Below are 19,748 nucleotides of genomic sequence, written 5' to 3' on the forward strand. Positions count from 1 at the left end.
CGTTCGATCATGATCCATCGACACCAGTGGCCTAAAGCCTTGGCTCAAAATTGGAAGCGGCTATTGCGCGGGGCGACGGAACGGCGAGTTTGTCCGTCGCGGTCAGGCGGCCTCGGGACGCCAGAATGTCGTAAGCCCGCTGACGCTGCGCGGCGCCTTGTTTTTGCAGGTCATCGTCTCGACCGCCTTCAGTGCCGATATAAGGGCGGCCGCGCTGTGCGGCTTGCCGAGGCACGCCACTGCGATGTCGGCGGCATCCGCGGGACACTGACCCGTCACCAGCAATACGGTAATCCCGCGATCACGCGCCAGTCGGGCAACCTCTCGCCCGGTCATGTCACCGGCAAGACCAAGATCGAGGACCAATGCATCGACCTGTTCGACCGCCATGACCGCCACGGCGGCTTCGCCCGAATCGACGGTTGCGACAATGTCGTAGCCGCCATGTTTCAGCGTCCGTTCGTTGTCGAACGCCATCAGCGGGTCATCCTCGATGACCAGCAGGCGCTTGATGCAAGACGGGCGGGACGCAAAGAGCATAAACACTCCCTTCATGGTCGCCATGACGCTCTCCGTCCTTTCCTGCAACATCGCATCGTCTTTCCATCGACGAAGCGACACGTTTCCGGCTATGAGCGTGATCACTACGCAACACTTCCCTCCCGAAAAACGACAAGAAAGCCGCATCCGTTCCGATGACGACCCGCCGTCCGCCCCGCAACCCGCCCCGTCCGGCGCCCGATCGTGATGCCCCGAAGGGACGCCGCGCGGCGCGTGGCGCCCAGCCGCCCCGCAAACCCGCACCCGCCGAGTCCGATCGCGAAGACGGACCGCAGCGCATCGCAAAGCTTCTTGCGCGCGCCGGCGTCGGCTCGCGCCGCGACGTCGAACGCATGATCGAGGAGGGCCGGATCGCACTCAATGGCGAAATCGTCGCGCAGCCCGCACCGCTGCTGGCATCGCTTGAGGGCCTGACGGTCGACGGCAATCCGGTCGCCAAACCCGTTTCGACGCGCCTCTATCGCTTTCACAAGCCCGCAGGCTGTCTGACAGCGGCGCGCGATCCGAAAGGGCGCAAGACGATCTACGACGTCCTGCCCAAGGGTTTGCCGCGCCTGATGCCGGTTGGGCGTCTCGACTACAACACCGAAGGCCTGCTGCTTCTCACCAACGATGGCGAGTTCAAACGCCAGCTCGAACTGCCGGCAAGCGGGGTCGAACGGACTTACCGTGCGCGCGCGTTCGGAGATATCAGCCAGACGCAGCTTGAAGATCTGGTCGAGGGAATCGAGATCGACGGCATCCGCTATGGCAAGATCGATGCGAACCTCGAACGCCGGACAGGCCGCAACCAGTGGATCGAAATGACGCTGACCGAAGGCAAAAATCGCGAAGTGCGCCGCGTGCTCGAACATCTCGGGCTACAGGTCAGCCGCCTGATCCGCACTCGCTATGGGCAATTCACACTTGAAGACCTCGATCTTGGGCAGGTGGAAATCGTCGCCCGCGACGAACTGTTCCAGTTTCGGCGGCGGCTCGGCTGATGCGGGTCATCGCTGGCGAATGGCGAGGCCGAAAGCTGCTCGCACCAAAGAACGATGCCACTCGGCCGACCGCCGACCGCACCCGTGAAACGCTCTTTTCGATGCTCGCGAGCCGGCTCGGTAGTTTCGAGGGCATCCATGTCGCCGACCTGTTCGCAGGTTCAGGCGCGCTCGGCATCGAGGCCCTGTCGCGCGGCGCGGCACATTGCCTGTTCGGCGAACAGGATCGGGATGCCTTGGACACACTGAAGAAGAATCTCGGCGCGCTTGGTGCGACCAGCCGGGCCGATGTCCGGGCGGGATCGGTCCTTGGGCTGGGCCCGGCGAAGCGCAGCGTCGATCTCGTGTTGATCGACGCGCCTTACAGCACCGGCGCCGGCAGCGTCGCTCTCGATAAATTGAACCGGTTGGGCTGGATCGGCGCCGATAGCTGGGTTTCGATCGAAACGTCCGAAAAGGAAATCGTCGACGTCGCCGGTTTCGAAATCGATGTCGAACGCCGCGTCGGCAAGGCGAAGCTGACCCTGCTGCGCCTTTCCTGAGTTTCAGGCGGCCTGTCGCCGTACCATCATCAGACCGATCCAGCTTACGACTCCAGCCAACGCGAGGTACAGGCCGACCAGTTCGGTTCCGCCGCGCTCGGCAAGCGCCTGCGCCACGATCGGCGCAAGCGCGCCGCCCAATATTCCCCCCGCGTTGAACGCAACCGACGCGCCGGTATAGCGCACCCGTACGGGGAACAGCGCAGTCAGCCAGCTTCCCAGTGGGCCATAAACCAGCCCCATGACGAACAGGGCCGCAGCGAGCCCGAGAAAAATGATGAGCCAGCTTCCCGACGCCAGCGAAGGGCCGAACACGAAGCCGACCAACACGGTCGCGCCGCACCCCCACGTCAACACCCGCTGCGCGCTTCGCGCGTCACTCGTGTAGCCGGCGAATATGATACCGCCCGCCATGAACAGGATCGCACCGAGTTGGATAAGCAGGAATTGTTCCTTGGGATAGCCGAGTACTGCCGTGCCGTGCGCCAGCGCAAAGGATGTCGCGAGATAGAATATTGCGAAGCAGGCCACGACCGCGAAGGTACCTGCGAATGTCGCAACGAGGTGATTCCGAAATAATTCGCCAAGCGGTATGCCGGCGGGTTTACCGGTTTCAATCGCCTCCGAAAAATCGGGCGTTTCGCCAATCTTCAGCCGCACCCACAAGCCCAACCCAACCAGCAGCGCCGAGAATAGGAAAGGGATTCGCCATCCCCAGCTCGAGAACTGCGCCTCGTCTAGCGCGAGCCCGAGCAGGAGGAAGAGACCGTTTGCTGCGATGAAACCGACCGGCGCGCCAAGTTGCGGAAACATGCCAAAACGCGATTTCCAGCCGGGAGGTGCATTTTCGACCGCCAGAAGAGCCGCCCCGCCCCACTCGCCACCCAGACCGAAGCCCTGCCCGAAACGCAGGATGCAAAGCAGGAGCGGCGCGATCCAGCCCGCCATCGCGTAGGTCGGCAGAAACGCGATGAGCAGCGTCGATCCGCCCATCAGCATCAACGACGCGACCAGCGTCGATTTGCGCCCGATGCGGTCGCCATAATGGCCAAAGACGATCGCGCCGACCGGTCGTGCAAAAAAGGCAAGACCGAAGGTCATGAAACTGTACATCAATTGCGCCGACCCCGATTCACCGGGAAAGAACAGCGGTCCGAACACCAACGCTGCAGCGGTGCCGTAGATATAGAAATCATAGAATTCGACGGCGGTGCCGACGAGGCTGGCAGCCAGGACGCGCCGGTGTGTGTAATATGGCGCCAGATCCACGGGCAATTTCCTTCCCCTTGCTGTTGCGCTCCCGCTTTGGACGCCTTGGTCCGCTTCGCGCAAGACAGAAGAATTGGCGGTCCCGCCATCACGGCGCTAGATGCAGACCCCATGGACACTCCTGCATTCCAGCGGATCGGCATCGTCGGCTCGGGGCGCGTGGCGCGAGCGCTTGCGCTCGCATTGGTGCCTCATTCGCCGATGCCCCTGTGCCTCAGCGGGCGGATGCCCGAGAAACTGTCGGTCGCGGCCGCGCAAACCGGCGCGCTCGGCGTTTGCATCGACGATCTGGCGCGGGACTGTGACGTCATCGCGATCACCGTCTCCGACGAGGCTTTGGCGGCCGTCGCCGCCGACCTCGCGACGATGATCCCCGAACATCGAACCCCGTTTGTCTTTCACGTCAGCGGAAGCAGCGGCGCGGCGATCCTTGCCCCCCTGCGCCGCGCCGGTGCCATGACAGCGGCGATCCACCCGGCGATGACCTTCACCGGCGATGCAGAAAGCGAAGTTGGCCGCATGACGACCGCGCGGTTCGCGATCACGGGAGACTCCCGGCGTGCCAGCGAGTTGGCGCACCATATCGTCGGACTGCTGGGCGGCGTCCCGGTCGATGTCGACGAGGCACGGCGTCCACTTTATCACGCTGCGCTCTGCCACGCTTCCAATCATCTCGTTACGCTGATGACCGGAGCGTCGCATGCGCTGGCCGAGGCGGGCGTTGACCATCCCGAAGAATTGCTCGCCCCCCTTGTTCGCGCAGCGCTCGAAAACTCGTTGGAGCGCGGTTTCGCGGCCCTGTCGGGTCCGCTGCTTCGCGGCGACCATCAGACCGTCGAAGGTCATCTGATGGCGCTCGGTTCCTATTGCCCCGACCTGTTGCCGGCGTATCGAGCGATGGCACTGGCCACGCTCGACGAATTGCAGCGATCCGGCTCGCCCGACGCGGCGTCAGCAATCCGGCGCAAGCTGGGCTGAACGGGTCGTCCCGTACTGGACAGCGGAGCCTCTGTTCCCTAATCGTTCGCGCGTGACCGATATTCCCGCCTCCCTGCCCGACGCTTCCGATCCGCCCTATCTCGCCGGCCTCAACGGCCCGCAGCGTCAGGCCGTGCTGACGACCGAAGGCCCGGTCCTGATGCTCGCCGGCGCGGGAACCGGCAAGACGGCGGCACTCACAGCACGCCTGGCGCATATCATCGCGACCCGGCGGGCGTGGCCGTCGGAAATTCTCGCGGTGACCTTCACCAACCGGGCGGCGCGCGAGATGCGCGAGCGGATCGGACGCATGATCGGCGACGCGGTGGAGGGCATGCCGTGGCTTGGCACTTTTCACAGCATCGCCGCGAAAATGCTGCGTCGCCACGCCGAACTGGTCGGTCTTCAAAGCAATTTCACGATCCTAGACACCGACGACCAGCTTCGCGTTCTCAAGCAGCTGATCCAGGCGGAGGGACTTGACGAAAAGCGCTGGCCTGCCCGTCAACTCGCCGCCCTTATCGACAAATGGAAGAACCGCGGACTCGTGCCGTCCGATCTGGACGCGGCGGACCGTGAATCCTATGCCGATGGCAAGGGGCAGCATTTCTATGCGCTCTATCAGGCGCGGCTCAAGACGCTGAATGCCTGCGATTTTGGCGACCTGCTGTTGCATATGCTGGCGATATTGAAAACCCACCGCGATGTGCTCGAACACTACCAGAGCCGCTTCAAATATATCCTTGTCGATGAATATCAGGACACCAATGCCAGCCAGTATCTGTGGCTGCGGCTGCTCGCGCAGAATCGCAAGAATATCTGCTGCGTCGGCGACGATGACCAGTCGATCTATTCGTGGCGCGGCGCCGAAGTCGCCAACATCCTGCGCTTCGAAAAGGATTTTCCTGGCGCCACGGTCATCCGCCTTGAACAGAATTACCGCTCAACGCCGCAGATCCTTGCCGCCGCTTCGGCCCTGATCGCGCAGAACAGCGATCGGCTTGGGAAAACGCTTTGGACCGAGCTCGACGCGGGCGACAAGGTTCGCGTCGTCGGGGTGTGGGACGGCCCTGAAGAAGCGCGGCGCGTCGGTGAGGAACTGCAGACCCTCCAGCATCGCAACGTCAGCCTCGATCGCACCGCGATTCTCGTCCGGGCACAATTCCAGACACGCGAGTTCGAAGACCGCTTCATCGCGATCGGCATGCCCTATCGCATCGTCGGCGGTTTCCGTTTCTATGAGCGTGCGGAAATTCGCGATGCCCTTGCCTATCTTCGCCTCGTCCAGTCGGCCGCCGACGATCTCGCGTTCGAGCGGATCGTCAACGTGCCCAAGCGCGGGCTTGGCGACAAGGCGCTTACGCGCATCCACCAGTTCGCCCGGATCGAGCGCGCGCCGCTCTTTCACGCGGCATCGCGGATTACCGAAACTGACGAACTCACGCCACAAGCACGACGCCAACTCGCCCATTTCATCGCCCAAATGCGAAGCTGGCAAAGCAAGGCGGCCGAGCTTTCTCACCCCGAGCTCACGCAATTGATCCTCGACGAGTCGGGCTACACCGCGATGCTCCAGGCCGATCGCAGCGCGGAAGCGGCCGGGCGCCTGGAAAATCTCTCCGAACTGGTCCGCGCGATGGAGGAATATGACTCGCTCGAGGCTTTCCTCGAACATGTCAGTCTTGTCATGGACCGCGACAATGATCAGGACAGCGAAACCGTCACGATCATGACGATCCACGCCGCCAAGGGTCTGGAATTTGACCATGTCTTCCTTGCCGGATGGGAAGACGGCGTGTTCCCGTCGCAGCGATCGATGGACGAGGGCGGCACGGCCAGTCTTGAGGAAGAACGCCGCCTCGCCTATGTCGCGATAACGCGGGCCCGGCAACGAGCGAGCATCTATCACGCCGCGAACCGCCGCATCTATGGCCAGTGGATGAGCAGCATCCCCAGTCGCTTCATCGCCGAAATTCCTCCCGAACATGTCGATGCGGAGAACAGCTTCGGTGGCGGCCAGAGCCTGTGGCGCGCCAACTGGTCGGCGCAAGGCGATCCTTTCGCCCACGTCGCCGAGCGGCAGCCGTCGCGGACGATGACCCGGGGGCCCGCATGGCAGCGAGCGATGGCATCGTCATCCACCGTCACCCGCGCGCCGGCGCCCAGCGAACGCGGCCCGGCGGCATCGGTCGGCGCGAAGGCGCGTTCGGACCTGGCCATTGGAATGCGCGTGTTTCATGAGAAATTCGGTTACGGTGAAATCATGGATATCGACGGCAACAAGCTTGAGGTCGAATTTGATCAGGCCGGCAGCAAGCGGGTTCTTGACGGATTTGTGCGCGCCGCCTGAATCTTATTGTCAACTATATTACTTATGATATTCTATCCCACGCGACCAACGAGTCGCGCTTTGGGAGAATCTGTATGCAAAATAAGCTCTTAGCGGGCGCGATAGCGCTCGCCCTGTTCGGCTGCGCAGAAAAGCCCGCCGACGATGCTGCCCCCACCAATAGCCCAGCAGCCGAAAGCGTCTCAGAAGAAGGAAGCACAGCCGACGCCGCTGCCCCGAAGATCGGGGTGGAGGCCGCGCCAGGTGTCGCCTTCGACTATTCCTACACCTTCCGCCTCGCCGACGATCGCATCTCGAAAATTCAGGAGGATCACGCGGCGGCCTGTGAAACTCTTGGTGTCCAGCGTTGCCGTATCGTCGACGTTCGCTATCAGCTTTCCGACGAGAAGCTCGTCGAGGCGCAGACGCAATTCAAGCTCGAACCCGGCATCGCCCGCAAATTTGGCGCCAATGCGATATCGAGCGTCGAGAAGGCCGAGGGCGTGCTGGCCGATGCGAGCGTGGCCGGGGAAGATATCGGCACCGAAATCCTTGCCTCGCAGCAGCGCAGCGCCGGTTCCGAGGCAGAGATTGCCCGGATCGAACAGCGATTGAAGGCCGGCGGTCTCGACAAGCGTGAACGGGCCGAACTCCTCGCACAGATCGCCCAACTGCGCGGACAATTGGGCGACGAGCACCAGACCCGTCGGTCGGGGGAAGCACGGATCGCGTGGACCAGCGTCGCATTCAATTATGTCAGTGATGGCGGCCTGCCGGGTATTGGACATGAAAATCCCTTCGCCAATGCCGGTGAAACGTTGATGCGCAGCGGCAGCACGGCGTTGAATTTCATCCTGACTCTAGGCGCCGTCGTTCTGCCTTGGGGCATACTCATCGCCCTCATCGTCGCCGGCTGGCGCAGCCGCTTCATGGCCGCCGTCCGCCGGCAATTGCGGGAGGACAAGTCCGGAACGGGTGACCCCGCGGTTCCACCCGCTGGCTGACGCCGGCAGGGCGTCGCTTGCAAAGGTCGGGTGCTGCGGTATGGCTTCGTCCATGACGGGGCAGACACCATGGCTGGACCAGGCACGCGACGCCCATCGCCGCGGCGACACGGCGGCAGAGGCCCGCGCGCTTGACGATGCGATCCGCGCCGATCGCAGTAACATCGCGGCCATATTGGCAATGGCCGAGCTGAAGCGGCGCCTGCAGGACGATCGTGCCGCCGGCAGTTTCTATCGTCTGGCGCTAGGCACAGCGGAACAGGCGCGGAGCGTTCCTCCCGCCCTGCATCCCGGACTTCAGCGTGCCGAGGCATTCCTTGCGGCAACAGAGCGTGCGTTTGCCGATCATCTGCTTGGCCAGCTGGCGAAAGCCGGGATCGATCGACGCAACGCGGTGCCGCGCGTTGCAGAAGCGCTGCGCATGCTTGCCGGCGAACAGCCGCTCTATCTGCAACAGCCCAGCATGTTCCTTTTTCCCGGACTGGCTCAGCGCCCCTTTTTCGAGCGGAGCGATTTCGACTGGGTCCCGGCGGTCGAGGCCGCTACGGACGCCATCCGCGCGGAATTGTCAGCATTGATCGAAAAGGCCGCCGATCGCTTCAGTCCCTATGTAACCGCAAGCGGCAACAGACCGCCGCCGAACAATCCATTGCTCGACAAACCCGACTGGGGTGCGGCGTGGCTCTGGAAAGACGGCGAGATCGCGAGCGGGATGCAGGATCTTTGCCCACATGCTCTCGCGGCGCTCGCCGCCGCTCCTCAGCCGGTCGTGCCCGGGCGAGCGCCGCTCGCTCTATTTTCCCGGCTCAAGCCCGGGACCCATATCGCGCCGCATCACGGCTTGCTCAACACGCGGCTCATCTGCCATCTGCCGCTGATCGTTCCGAACGGCTGCAGCTTGCGGGTCGGCGCCGAAACGCGCGCCTGGCGCGAAGGCGAACTGATGATCTTCGACGATAGCTTCGAGCATGAAGCCTGGAACCGTGGTACCAGCGATCGCACTGTAATGCTGTTCGAAATCTGGCGGCCCGACATCGATACCGACGAACGCGCGCAATTGACGCGGATATTTTCCGCGATCGACAACTACGGCGATTAGGGCGGGATCAAAACCCCTCGACATGGCCCGGTTTTGAACAGAATCGTGCGAGAGAAATGGTCGCTGGTGGAGCCGAGGGGAATCGAACCCCTGACCTCTGCAGTGCGATTGCAGCGCTCTCCCATCTGAGCTACGGCCCCGCGACCGGGCGGCTCTTAACGATACAGATTGACAGTGGCAACGGCTTTTCTGACCATTGTCGCGGGCACCGGTAGTTGGGGGTGAGGAAACTATGGCCAAGGCATGGCATTTGACCAGCCGTCCGCAAGGACTGCCGACGATCGACAATTTCGCGTTGCACGACCTTCCGGATGGTCCGCTCGAACCCGACCAGATTCGAGTTCGCAATCACTGGCTGTCGGTGGATCCCTATATGCGCGGGCGGATGAACGACGCCAAAAGTTATGCGGCGAGCTTCCAGATTGATCAGCCGATGACCGGCGGTGCCATTGGCGAAGTTCTGGAAAGCACCATGGAAGGGTTCGCACCCGGCGACATGATCCTTCACATGGGCGGCTGGCGTGATGGCGGAGTGATCGGTCTCGACATGATGCCAAACAAGCTGCCGGCGGATTTGCTGGATGCCGGAATGTCGCCGCAGACCTTTCTCCATAACATGGGACTGACAGGCGGGACCGCGTGGATCGGCCTGCTCCGGGTCGCCTCGGCAAAACCCGGCGATACCGTCTTCGTGTCCGCGGCCGCAGGCGCCGTCGGTTCGGCGGTTGTCCAGATTGCCAAGGCGCGCGAGATGACCGTGATCGGCTCGGCCGGAAGCGCTGAAAAATGCGCATGGGTCCTCGATCTCGGTGCCGATGCGGTCATCGACTATAAGGCTGGCCCGGTTCTGCCCCAGCTTGCGCAAGCCCTCCAGGCGCTCGGCAGACCCGGCATCGACGTTTATTTCGACAATGTCGGGGGCGAGCATCTGGATGCCGCGTTCGCGGTCGCCAATGACTTCGCGCGCTTCGCCATTTGCGGGATGATCGACATCTACAACGACGGAAAAGCGCAGGAGATGAAATATCTGATCCGCTCGATTCCGGCACGCATCCGCATGGAGGGCTTTATCTACACCGACCAGTTCATCGACTGCATGGAGGAATTCTATGCGGACATGGGCGGCCTGATCGCAAGTGGCGCCGTGACCATACGTGAAACGATCCACAACGGTATAGAAACCGCACCCGATGCGTTCCTCGGCCTGTTCCGGGGGCAGAATATCGGGAAAATGCTCGTCAAACTCTGACGAGCAACCGGCGTCAACTATCGAAACCGACGGAAAGAAACCCCGGCATAGGCCCGTTCCAGCCGTCGTCGGGACCATCCTCATCCTGCTGCGGCGCCGGCTTGCGCGCAGCAGGTTTCTTTGGCGTTGGAGTTGTCGCAGCGGATTTCGGTTCGGTCCGTGATCCCGAGCCTCTCGCGTCGGAGCGCTTCGGCTCCTTCTCAGTCTTTTCCGTCACATTTCGTCCGCGTCCACCGCGTCCCGATCGACCGCTGGATCGCGGCTCGCGTGCGTCGGCATCGCGCTCGGACCTGTCCGATCGGCTTTCGGGAGTTCCGCCGCCGTAGACCGGAATGGTGTAGCCGGTGAGTTTCTGGATGTTGTCGAGCGCTTCGTCATCCGACGGGGTAACCAGCGTGAAGGCTCGTCCCTTGGCCCCCGCGCGGCCCGTGCGGCCGATTCGGTGAACATAATCGTCAGGATGCCAAGGCGCATCGAAATTGAAGACATGGCTGACGCCCTTGACGTCGAGGCCGCGCGCCGCGACGTCCGATGCGACCAGAATGTTGATCGTGCCGGCCTTGAAGCGGTCGAGTTCGGCAATACGGCTCGACTGATCCATGTCGCCATGAATTTCGCCCGCTTTGTACCCATATCGTTGCAACGACTTCGCAAGTTCACGCACCGTCGTCTTGCGATTGCAAAAGATAATTGCCGTCCCGACGTCCTCAGCCTCGATCAGGCTTCGAAGCGTGTCGCGTTTGCCACGCTCCGCCGTCTTTACGACGAACTGCTCGATGTTCTCGTTCCGGCTGGCAGGCCGGGCAACTTCGATGGTCTTCGGGTTCGAAAGGAACTTGTCGGCCAGCCGCTTGATCGGTGCCGGCATTGTCGCCGAGAAAAGCAAAGTCTGTCGATTCGCGGGCAATTTCGTACAAATATTCTCGATGTCGGGAATGAATCCCATGTCGAGCATGCGGTCGGCTTCATCGATCACCAGCAGATTGCAACCGGTGAGCAATATCTTGCCACGCTCGAACAGATCCATCAGCCGGCCGGGCGTCGCGATCAGAACGTCGACGCCTTTTTCCAGTGCCTTGATCTGGTCGCCCATCTGCACGCCGCCGATCAGCAACGCCATCGACAGCTTGTGATACTTCCCGTATTTTTCAAAGTTTTCCGCGACCTGCGCCGCGAGTTCGCGCGTCGGCTCCAGGATCAACGAGCGCGGCATCAACGCGCGAGTTCGACCATGAGCCAGGATATCGATCATCGGCAGGACGAAAGAAGCGGTTTTCCCGGTCCCGGTCTGGGCGATGCCGATCATGTCGCGCATCATCAGGACCGAAGGGATCGCGCCCGCCTGAATGGGAGTCGGCTCGTCGTAACCGGATTCGGTGACAGCGCGCAAAAGTTCGTCGGAAAGGCCGAGGTCGGCAAATTTCATAAGGTCAAACTGTCCGGAAGTAATGTTTCAGCACGGCGTCCCACGCCCACCGTTGCTGGGGGCGCCATTGGGGAAACCGTGATAAAAAGTCAAGGAAAGGCGATGAATTCGCCCCGCCGTCAATCCTCGGCGCGCGGCACGGCGACCAGCAGGCGGAATTTGTCGATCTCGCACTTCGCACCGGTGCGCGCATGAATCTGGTCGCGATCCTCGCAAAGCTGGCCGTCCTTGGTGCCTTGCATATAGAAACCCGCATAGAAATCGAGCGCCCGACAACCGCGGTTGAGCTGAGCGCGAAGCCGCTGCTTTTGCCGCGTTATGATATCGATACTGTCACGCTGTGCCGCCTGCATCCCCAGAATGTTGCGCATGGCGACGCATTTCGGCGCCTTCTTTTCCTTCCACTCCATCGGCACCTGACGCATGCGGACATCGCGGATCGGCGCCGCGCCGAAGTTGTTCAGCGACGAACGTTGGGCGGGCACACGGATGATAAGCTGTTGCTCGATCACGAGTTGCCAAAAGGATGACGGGGCATCGGGAGCGGGCATCGAAATTGAGATGGGAGTTTCAGGCGCGGCTGGCGGCGCCGAACCGTCGGTCGCGGGGCCCGCAACCATCATCCACAGGGCCGCAATCGTCAGCACGGTCGTGCTGCCACCCTTTCGGCACCCTGACGGATCATGATGTTCACTACGGCTCCCGCATCGATACTGGACGAAAAGATGCTATTCGTCCAAGGCCTCCTTTAACAGTCATGATTGAACATGAAATGAATTGCTGTCGACTCCCTTCGCGCCATCGAACCGCCTCAAATGGACGCCAGCGCCAGTGACGCGCGCCCCTTCACCCGTATTGCTGGACACACTCGCGACGCTTTTGGGCCCGAAAGGATTCAGCCGCGATGCTGACGTCATGGCGCCGTGGCTCACCGACTGGCGCGGAAAGTATCATGGCGCAGCGGCCGCAATGCTGTCGCCCGCCACCACCGAACAGGTTGCCGAGATCGTGCGCCTTTGCGCTGCCGAAAATGTAGCGCTCGTCCCGCAGGGAGGCAACAGCGGCATGGTCGGAGGCGCGACGCCCGACACGGACGGCAACCAGATACTTTTGAGCCTACGGCGGTTGAACCGCATCCGCGAAGTCGACGCCACGGCGGGCATCGCGGTCGTCGAGGCCGGCGTCATCCTTGAGAATTTCCACACTGCCGCCCTCGATCGGGGTCTACGCTTTCCGTTGACGCTGGGCGGCAAAGGATCGGCGACCATCGGCGGACTCGTGTCCACCAACGCCGGTGGCACCCAGGTGCTGCGCCACGGCACGATGCGCGCGCTGCTGGCCGGCGTCGAAGCCGTATTGCCTGACGGCAGTATCTTCGATGGGTTGGCACCGCTCAAGAAGGACAATCGCGGGTACGATCTTCGCCATTTGCTTTGTGGGGCCGAAGGGACGTTGGGCGTCGTGACCGCTGCCAGCCTGCGCATGGTCCCGGCCTCGGCGGCACGCCAAACGGCGTGGATCGGCCTCGACTCGCCCGACGCTGCGCTGCTGTTGCTGCGCCGTCTCGACGCAGCGATCGGTAATCCGCTCGAAGGGTTCGAGATCATTCCCGAAACCTGCCTCGACGCGGTGCTTCGTCACATCCCGCAAACGCGCCGTCCGTTGGCGGAGCCGCATCGCTGGTATGCGCTCATCGAACTCGCCGGAGACGATCATGATGCGCTTGGCGCCGCTCTGGAGAATGAACTGGCCGCGGCAATCGATGCCGGGCTGATCGGCGATGTCGCGATCGCCAAGAATGACCGCGAAAGTGAAGACTTCTGGCGCCTGCGCGATTCCATTTCAGAGGCCGAGCGTGCCGAAGGCCCCGCCCTTCAGCATGACGTCAGCGTGCCGGTCGATCGAATGCCGCGCTTCATCGCGGAGAACCCCGGACGGCTGGACGCCGCCTTTCCGGGGACACGGGCATTGTCTTTCGGACACCTGGGGGACGGAAATATCCATCATCACATCCAACCGCCTGTCGGAGCCGATGGGGCGGACTGGATTACCACGCATGGCGAGGCGGCAAGCCGGCTGATCTATGCCCACGTCATCGAACTTGGCGGATCGATCTCGGCCGAGCATGGTATCGGCCAGATGAAACGCGACATCCTTGCCGAACTCGACAGCCCTGCCCGTCTTTCGGCGCTGCGTGCGATCAAGTCGGGCCTCGATCCCGCCGGCCTCTTCAATCCGGGCAAGCTGATCGCCTGATCGACACACCGGGTCACGCCATGGCCTCTTGCGCGGCGACGCGGGTACCAATAAGGCGCCCCATCAGCTTTTTGCCTCGAAAGTTTCGGGGCCCATGACCGGAGTTTCAATTCATGGCCACCGCGCCCGCCAACAATCTGCCGCTCTTCTATAACGATCTCATTCCGCTTTCGAGTGTCGATCACGCCAACTTTCATGCGCGGCCGCTCGACAGTGCCGAATTTCTGGTCAACCAGCACGCCGTCCCGCTGACGTCCGACGAGTTTGTTTCGGCATGCCGCTTCTTTCCGATCATCTTCTCGGCCGGCGATAACCCGGTGCCGCTAGCGCTGATGGGCCTTAACGAAGGCGTGAACACGTTCGTCGATACCGAAGGCAAGCTGCTCAACCCCGTTTATGTCCCGGCCTATATTCGCCGCTACCCCTTCCTGCTCGCACGGCTGAACCCGGGCAGCGAAGAGTTGTCGCTGTGTTTCGATCCGACCTCGGGCGCCATCGGTGAGTTCGAGGAAGGCGACGCGCTCTTTGCGGATGGCAAACCGACCGATCCGGTCAACGCGGTGCTCGAGTTCTGCAAGAACTTCGAGGAAGCGGGCCAGCGCACCAGCCTGTTTGTGGAAGAGCTCAAGAAGGCCGACCTGCTGATGGACGGCGAAGTCGCGATCCAGCCCGAAGGCAGCGAAAAGCCGTATATCTATCGCGGCTTCCAGATGGTCGATGAAAACAAGCTGCGCGAACTGCGTGGTGACGTGCTGCGCAAGATGATGCAGAACGGCATCCTCGGCCTGATCTTTGCTCATCTGTTCTCGCTGCAACTGATGCGTGACGTCTTTGCTGAGCAGGTTCGCGCGGGTAAGGTGCCGGAAATCCTGGAATTGCCGACCGCTGCCGTCTGAGGAGACTGACCTATGGCCACCAACGCGGGAACGACCATCGATCCGCGCTACACGAAGGTGGCCATATGGCTCCACTGGCTGATTGGCCTGGCGGTTATCGTCAATATCGGTCTGGCGATGCTGACGGAGGACATGCCGCGCGAGGCGCATCGCGCGGCCATGGGCGTCCACAAGGCGCTCGGCATGGCGATATTGGCGCTGACCCTTCTCCGAATCCTGTGGCGCCTGACGCACAAGGCGCCCCCGCTGCCTGCGGGGATGAGGGGATGGGAACGGTGGACAAGCAGACTTGTCCACTTCCTCTTCTATGCGCTTCTGATCCTGCTGCCGCTCTCGGGGTGGGTGTGGATGTCCGCGGCCGACCGACCGATCGATTTCTTCGGGCTGTTCACGTTCCCTTCGATCGTCGCACCGAGCAAGGCCGTCGCAGACGTGCTGCACGATCGGCACGAGACGCTCGGTCTGTTGATGCTGGGGCTTGTGCTATTTCATGTTCTGGCGGCGCTGAAGCACCAGCTTGTCGATGGCGACCGCCTGTTCGCCCGGATGAATCCCTTTTGAGCCGCGGGCATCGGAGATCAGAAGTCGATCGCGATACCCTTAAGCTCCCAATCGCCATAGCGGACCGGGTTGCGGCCACCGGGCTGATCCTCGGCCTTATCCTCACGAATGGCTTTCGGCACAGGAGGCGGACTGTTCGTCCAGCCGGCGGGCGCCTTCACATGCGCCGGTCGTCTGGTTGCGCGCGGCGTCCCGCCTACATCGTTCGTATTTCTGCTTTCGGCCATGATCGGCCCAACATAGGACGTCCTGTGCCCAACGCCAACCTTTACCATGGCTGACCGCCGCCCCCGCCGAGGTCGCGGCGCGCCCGAAGCCGATCCGCCGGGCACCGGCCTGCGCCGCGCGGCGCTGCGGCTGCTCGACGCCGTGTTGCGTCGCGGCGATCCACTCGATGTCGCCTCGCACGCGGCGACACAGGGGCTTGCGCCCGCCGATCGGGCGTTCGCGATCGCCATCGTGTCGGAGACGCTGCGCTGGATGGACGACATCGATGCCCTGATCGATGGCGCGACGGCGCAGGCCCTGCCCGACGACGTCAAATCGCGAGCCGTTCTGCGGCTGGCGCTGGCGCAGTTGCTCGTTCTGAAGACGCCGCCGCATGCCGTCGTCGCCACCGCCTTGCCGCTGGTCGCGGGCGGTCCGCGGCGTCTGGTCCATGCGCTTCTGTCGCGCGCGCAGCAGGAAGAGTGGGCTCTCCCCGAAACGGCCACCTTGCCCGAAGCCGTCGCCGAGCGATGGGCCGCGCAATGGGGCGACGGCATCGTTGCGCCTGCTGCCGCGGCCTGGAGCGTCCCGCCCCCGATCGACCTCAGTTTCGTGACCGAGCCCGATCCGGACGAATGGACCGACGCGATCGCTCTCGAGCAGCGGCACCGCCGCCTGCCGCGCGGGCAGGCTGTCGAAGCCATGCCCGGATTTCGCGAAGGCGGATGGTGGATACAGGATCTTGCAGCGAGCATCCCGGCGCACTTGCTCGGCGCTGGCAAAGGACGGCAAGTTCTGGACCTGTGCGCCGCGCCCGGCGGCAAGACCATGCAGCTTGCGGCATCGGGCTGGAAGGTCACCGCCGTCGACGCCAGCGCCAAGCGGCTTGGACGGCTGTCGGACAATCTCGCCCGCACCGGCCTGTCGGCGGACGTCGTACAAGGCGACATTCTTACATGGCAACCCATCGCCCCCGCCGACGCGATCCTGCTCGATGCGCCCTGCACGGCGACGGGGATATTTCGCCGTCATCCCGACGTGCTGCACCGTATCGAAGCGCACGAAATCGTACAGATGGCGGGGCTTCAAAGCGAATTGCTCGATCGCGCGGCGGGCTGGCTAAAGCCTGGCGGCACGTTGGTCTATGCGACCTGCTCGCTCGAACGCGCGGAGGGCGAGGACCAGATTGCCGGCTTCCTTCAGCGGCACCGGGATTGGGCCGCCGTGCCTGTCCGCCCGGATGAATTGCCCGAGGGCATCGGTCCCGATACCGAGGGATTCGTTCGCACCCTTCCCGGAATGCTGGCGGATGCGGGCGGGCTCGACGGCTTCTTTGTGGCGCGGCTGCGCGCGCCGTCAGGCTGATCGACGCGACAGACGATACAGCGCGAGTTCGCCGTAATTCTTGGCGAGCTTTATTTTGCCAACATATTCGCAATCGAATTCGCGTTCATTCTCGAGCGCGAGCATCGCTGCGAGCGGCTGCGTGCAATAGACCTGTCCGACGAGCGTGACGGGTTCGATGCGCGCGGTGCGCGTCACTTCCGTACCGTACCATAGCTCGTTGCCGACGACGGGATCGATCCCGCGATAGATGGGGCCGAAGTGGATGCCCGTCCGCATCCCTGCCTTTTGGCCTTCAAGCCCAAGCGCTGCCGGTAACGTATCAAGGCGTTCCTGCATCGCGAGCGCGATCCGAGCTGCGGTCACGGGGTGATCGATCACGGCATAGACCGCATCGCCCCATGTGTTGCGAAACAGCACCGCGCTGCCGAAATCATCAAGAATGCGCCCTATTCCACCCATCACTTCGGCTGCGAAAATTGGCAGCTCGGCTTCGCCAAGCTTTGAAAAGCCGGCGAAGTCGGCAAACAATATTGCGTAAAGGCCGCGCCGGGTCCCTTCGGGGGGCTTGGGCGCAGGGGGAAAATCCAGCGACCGATCAAGGTCGCCAACTGCGATCGTCTGCGTTTCCCCGCCTTTTGCCTGCCAGTGCGCTATATCGGCGTTGGTCCCGGCAATTTCCGCGCCCGAACGCGCCGCGACGTCAGGATCGACGACCGCGAGTTGAAGCGGGGTGGTTTCGAGTTCGCGCGCGCGAAGTTTCGCGAGTCCCATTGCCGTGTGTGACCCGAGAATGAACTGGCAATCATCGCTGACATAGCCTGCGTTGCTCGCAAAATGCACCATAGCGGCATTGTCGCGGCAATGACGGTAGCGCGGCAGCCAGTCGTCGCCGCCCGACCGCACCGACTGGGCGATGAAATCATCCTCGGCGAAGGGCAGCACGATGGTCAGGTCGATCCCGCGTTCGAGCGCGGCTTCGGCGAAGAGAATATCGGCGCCGCAGGCAAGCGGGCCGATCAACGCCGACAGAGGCTGTGCATTGAGCGCGTCCGCAATCGCGCGCGCAGCATTCGCCTCACCAGCCCCACCTGCCCGGAACATGCGGCCGCAGTAAAAGCCGACGGGCGGCGGGCGCAAAAGGTCGACAATCGCGGTCGCGTGATCGGTATCGATGGCACCGCTTTCGGCAAGCCGCGCGATCTGACGGCACGTCGAAGCACGATCGCCAGCGCGCGTGCCGACCAGCGCATCGGCAGCCCGTGCGTGGACCATCGCGTCCCCGCCCCGCCCGAGCAGCAGCAACGCCTCGACCACCGTTGCCTGATCCCAATAATTGTCGACCGCACCATTTGCCGCGATCGGCGCGGCCAGCGCTGCGGCACGGTCGCGTTCGCCCAGCATGGCATAGAGGCTGGCGGCGTTGATTGCCGGAAAATCGGCCCCCGATAACCGGAAAGCATGATCATAGGCGGCAGCGGCCTTCCTCAGATAGACCGCATTTTCTTCTCCACGATGATCGAACGCTTCGTCTTTCCATATCCGCCCCGCAAGCGCGAGGCTATCGACGTCTCCGGTCGCGGCGAGTTCGAGTTGTTCGTAGAGATGCATGGCACCAAGGCTGTCTCCCGACGCAGCGAGCGCTCGGACCATCAGGTAGCGAAGACGCGGACTGTCGATGCCTTCACGGCGTGCGGCCGCAGCACAGTCGAATGCGCTTAACGCGTCACCTAGTCCAAGACGATTCGCGACCTCCGCCTCGACAGCCGCGCCATCGGTCATTGCGACGCATCTTCAGCCGATTTCAACAGAGCGACATTGGCCTTTTCGGTTGGCGTCAGCGACACGGCATCGGTCATTGGACGATACCAACCGAACTGGCTGAAATGGGCGCGCAGCGCCGGATCCCTGAAACGCAATCCGCGGCGCGCGAAGATTTCATTACGCGCGATCCGAAGCTCGAGAGCGGTGTAATTGCCAAGTTCGCCGGCGGTCAGCAGGCGGTCGGACGAATCGGGAATCACCACGCCGCTGCCACCAACGCCAGCCGGCATCGCACCGGCGGACGGCGCGGCCGATGCGCCGGCTGCGCCGCCTTCGACCAGTCGAATATATTTTCGGAACATATAGCCGGTGGTGCCATCCGCCTTGCGAACACGCCACCATTGACCACCCTGCTTGTAGGTCAGGAACTTTTCGCCATCGAGGACTTTGCCCACGATCTCAGCCTTGCTGCTCTGCGCCGAACGGATGTTGGTAAAGCCGTCAGGATCGTCGATGACCGCCGCCAGCGTGAAGGCTTCGGCCGGCACGATCGTTTCAGGTCCGGATTTCGTACCCACCATTGCCGGGGGCGTGGTCCCCGGCACCGCGGCCGCTTCGGTCGGAGCCGCGGCGGTTTGAGGGCCGAACCCCGGCTGAAACAGTTTCCAGGCGAGCAGCGCGACGGCGACCACGGCCACGCCAAGCAACGCCCAGGGCAAGAGCGACGCCTTTCGAGGCGCGGAGGGGGCGTGCCAATCCTCCGGCGCAGCGCGTGGCTGTCCAGGTGTCGGCGGGAGTTCGGGTACCGGCTGCGGTACAGATGCTGCAGCCGGCACCGCTTCGCGACCGCATAGCTCTTCAAGGCTCATCAACACTTTACGCCAGCCCCGGTGATCGGGTTCGCCGTTCCAGTCGGCGAGTTCGGCGAACTGGATCTGGTTGAACGGCAATGGCGGCATCACATCGTCGATCGCCGTTTGCACCAGTTTCTTCTGGTTGCGCGCGACGTCGGCCTCCGCGCGAACCCATTCCGATTGCGCAGAGGCCTGCGACCAGACGACGATCGCGGCCTTTGCGCTGCCGATCTTTTCGGTGATTACGTCGCCATAGGAACGGTGGGGTGGCAGTTCGGCATCCCACCACACGGCATAGCCTGCCGCGCTGACCGCCTGTGCGATCTGCGCGACCCGCGCCTTGTTGTCGCGCGAATAGGAAATGAAAACGTCCGCCATCGGCTAGCCCCTTCGGGAAGAGGCTAGCCGTGGGTTCATCGATTCGCC

Annotated in this window: 18 protein-coding genes and 1 tRNA gene; 11 read left to right on the top strand and 8 right to left on the bottom strand. The window is 62.9% G+C overall.

What is annotated here, in order from left to right; genetic code table 11:
* Positions 1–102 precede the first annotated feature (102 nt).
* On the bottom strand, positions 103–564 hold the full coding sequence (locus tag JNM03_RS13545) for a response regulator (RefSeq protein ID WP_294037347.1): 462 nt from the start codon (positions 562–564) through the stop codon (positions 103–105).
* Between the two features lie 131 nt (positions 565–695).
* Between JNM03_RS13545 and JNM03_RS13550 the strand changes: the two genes are divergently transcribed.
* The gene (locus tag JNM03_RS13550; protein WP_294037349.1) at positions 696–1,544 is read left to right on the top strand and encodes a pseudouridine synthase; all 849 of its coding nucleotides are present in this window, start codon (positions 696–698) and stop codon (positions 1,542–1,544) included.
* Positions 1,544–2,086 carry a 16S rRNA (guanine(966)-N(2))-methyltransferase RsmD gene (gene rsmD, locus JNM03_RS13555; protein WP_294037351.1) on the top strand — a complete coding sequence of 181 codons (543 nt, stop codon included), beginning with the start codon at positions 1,544–1,546 and terminating at the stop codon, positions 2,084–2,086. Before JNM03_RS13550 ends, rsmD begins: the two co-directional genes overlap by 1 nt.
* 3 nt (positions 2,087–2,089) lie before the next feature.
* Here the strand turns inward: rsmD and JNM03_RS13560 are convergent, their stop codons facing one another.
* On the bottom strand, positions 2,090–3,349 hold the full coding sequence (locus JNM03_RS13560) for an MFS transporter (protein WP_294037962.1): 1,260 nt from the start codon (positions 3,347–3,349) through the stop codon (positions 2,090–2,092).
* A gap of 117 nt (positions 3,350–3,466) precedes the next feature.
* On the opposite strand from JNM03_RS13560, the gene JNM03_RS13565 reads away from it, so the two are divergent.
* The 4 genes from JNM03_RS13565 (at position 3,467) to JNM03_RS13580 (ending at position 8,765) form a co-directional block, all read left to right on the top strand.
* Positions 3,467–4,333 (top strand): Rossmann-like and DUF2520 domain-containing protein, encoded by an 867-nt coding sequence (locus JNM03_RS13565; protein WP_294037352.1) that lies wholly within the window; start codon positions 3,467–3,469, stop codon positions 4,331–4,333.
* A 52-nt stretch (positions 4,334–4,385) separates the two neighbouring features.
* Positions 4,386–6,683: an ATP-dependent helicase gene (locus tag JNM03_RS13570; protein ID WP_294037354.1), complete on the top strand. Its 2,298-nt coding sequence runs from the start codon at positions 4,386–4,388 to the stop codon at positions 6,681–6,683.
* Positions 6,684–6,757: 74 nt separating this feature from the next.
* On the top strand, positions 6,758–7,666 hold the full coding sequence (locus JNM03_RS13575; protein WP_294037356.1) for a DUF4349 domain-containing protein: 909 nt from the start codon (positions 6,758–6,760) through the stop codon (positions 7,664–7,666).
* 52 nt (positions 7,667–7,718) lie between these two features.
* Entirely contained in the window at positions 7,719–8,765 is a 1,047-nt protein-coding gene (locus JNM03_RS13580; RefSeq protein ID WP_294037358.1) for an aspartyl/asparaginyl beta-hydroxylase domain-containing protein, read from the top strand.
* A 64-nt stretch (positions 8,766–8,829) separates the two neighbouring features.
* Here JNM03_RS13580 and JNM03_RS13585 read toward each other — a convergent pair.
* Positions 8,830–8,905 (bottom strand) — tRNA-Ala (locus JNM03_RS13585).
* Positions 8,906–8,997: 92 nt separating this feature from the next.
* Between JNM03_RS13585 and JNM03_RS13590 the strand changes: the two genes are divergently transcribed.
* On the top strand, positions 8,998–10,014 hold the full coding sequence (locus JNM03_RS13590) for an NADP-dependent oxidoreductase (protein WP_294037360.1): 1,017 nt from the start codon (positions 8,998–9,000) through the stop codon (positions 10,012–10,014).
* Between the two features lie 13 nt (positions 10,015–10,027).
* Here the strand turns inward: JNM03_RS13590 and JNM03_RS13595 are convergent, their stop codons facing one another.
* Both JNM03_RS13595 and JNM03_RS13600 read right to left on the bottom strand, forming a co-directional pair.
* Positions 10,028–11,440, bottom strand: a complete 1,413-nt coding sequence (locus JNM03_RS13595; RefSeq protein ID WP_294037361.1) for a DEAD/DEAH box helicase — start codon at positions 11,438–11,440, stop codon at positions 10,028–10,030.
* 119 nt (positions 11,441–11,559) lie between these two features.
* Positions 11,560–12,087 (bottom strand): hypothetical protein, encoded by a 528-nt coding sequence (locus JNM03_RS13600; RefSeq protein WP_294037363.1) that lies wholly within the window; start codon positions 12,085–12,087, stop codon positions 11,560–11,562.
* A gap of 184 nt (positions 12,088–12,271) precedes the next feature.
* On the opposite strand from JNM03_RS13600, the gene JNM03_RS13605 reads away from it, so the two are divergent.
* From JNM03_RS13605 to JNM03_RS13615, 3 genes are all read left to right on the top strand, one after another.
* Complete coding sequence (locus JNM03_RS13605; protein ID WP_294037963.1) at positions 12,272–13,696, top strand: FAD-binding oxidoreductase; 1,425 nt, start codon at positions 12,272–12,274, stop codon at positions 13,694–13,696.
* A gap of 113 nt (positions 13,697–13,809) precedes the next feature.
* Positions 13,810–14,592, top strand: coding sequence for a SapC family protein (locus JNM03_RS13610; protein ID WP_294037364.1), 783 nt, complete (start codon positions 13,810–13,812; stop codon positions 14,590–14,592).
* 12 nt (positions 14,593–14,604) lie between these two features.
* Positions 14,605–15,153: a cytochrome b gene (locus tag JNM03_RS13615; RefSeq protein ID WP_294037366.1), complete on the top strand. Its 549-nt coding sequence runs from the start codon at positions 14,605–14,607 to the stop codon at positions 15,151–15,153.
* A 17-nt stretch (positions 15,154–15,170) separates the two neighbouring features.
* On the opposite strand, the gene JNM03_RS18970 is transcribed toward JNM03_RS13615, so the two are convergent.
* Entirely contained in the window at positions 15,171–15,275 is a 105-nt protein-coding gene (locus JNM03_RS18970) for a DUF1674 domain-containing protein (protein WP_367235932.1), read from the bottom strand.
* Between the two features lie 151 nt (positions 15,276–15,426).
* Here JNM03_RS18970 and JNM03_RS13625 point away from each other — a divergent pair, with 151 nt between their 5' ends.
* On the top strand, positions 15,427–16,725 hold the full coding sequence (locus JNM03_RS13625; RefSeq protein ID WP_294037370.1) for an RsmB/NOP family class I SAM-dependent RNA methyltransferase: 1,299 nt from the start codon (positions 15,427–15,429) through the stop codon (positions 16,723–16,725).
* Here JNM03_RS13625 and JNM03_RS13630 read toward each other — a convergent pair.
* Entirely contained in the window at positions 16,717–18,486 is a 1,770-nt protein-coding gene (locus JNM03_RS13630) for an adenylate/guanylate cyclase domain-containing protein (RefSeq protein WP_294037371.1), read from the bottom strand. The genes JNM03_RS13625 and JNM03_RS13630 overlap by 9 nt on opposite strands.
* Positions 18,483–19,700, bottom strand: a complete 1,218-nt coding sequence (locus JNM03_RS13635) for a YARHG domain-containing protein (RefSeq protein WP_294037372.1) — start codon at positions 19,698–19,700, stop codon at positions 18,483–18,485. Before JNM03_RS13635 ends, JNM03_RS13630 begins: the two co-directional genes overlap by 4 nt.
* Positions 19,701–19,748: the final 48 nt, after the last annotated feature.

This window comes from Sphingopyxis sp., assembly GCF_016793825.1.
Taxonomy (GTDB): domain Bacteria; phylum Pseudomonadota; class Alphaproteobacteria; order Sphingomonadales; family Sphingomonadaceae; genus Sphingopyxis.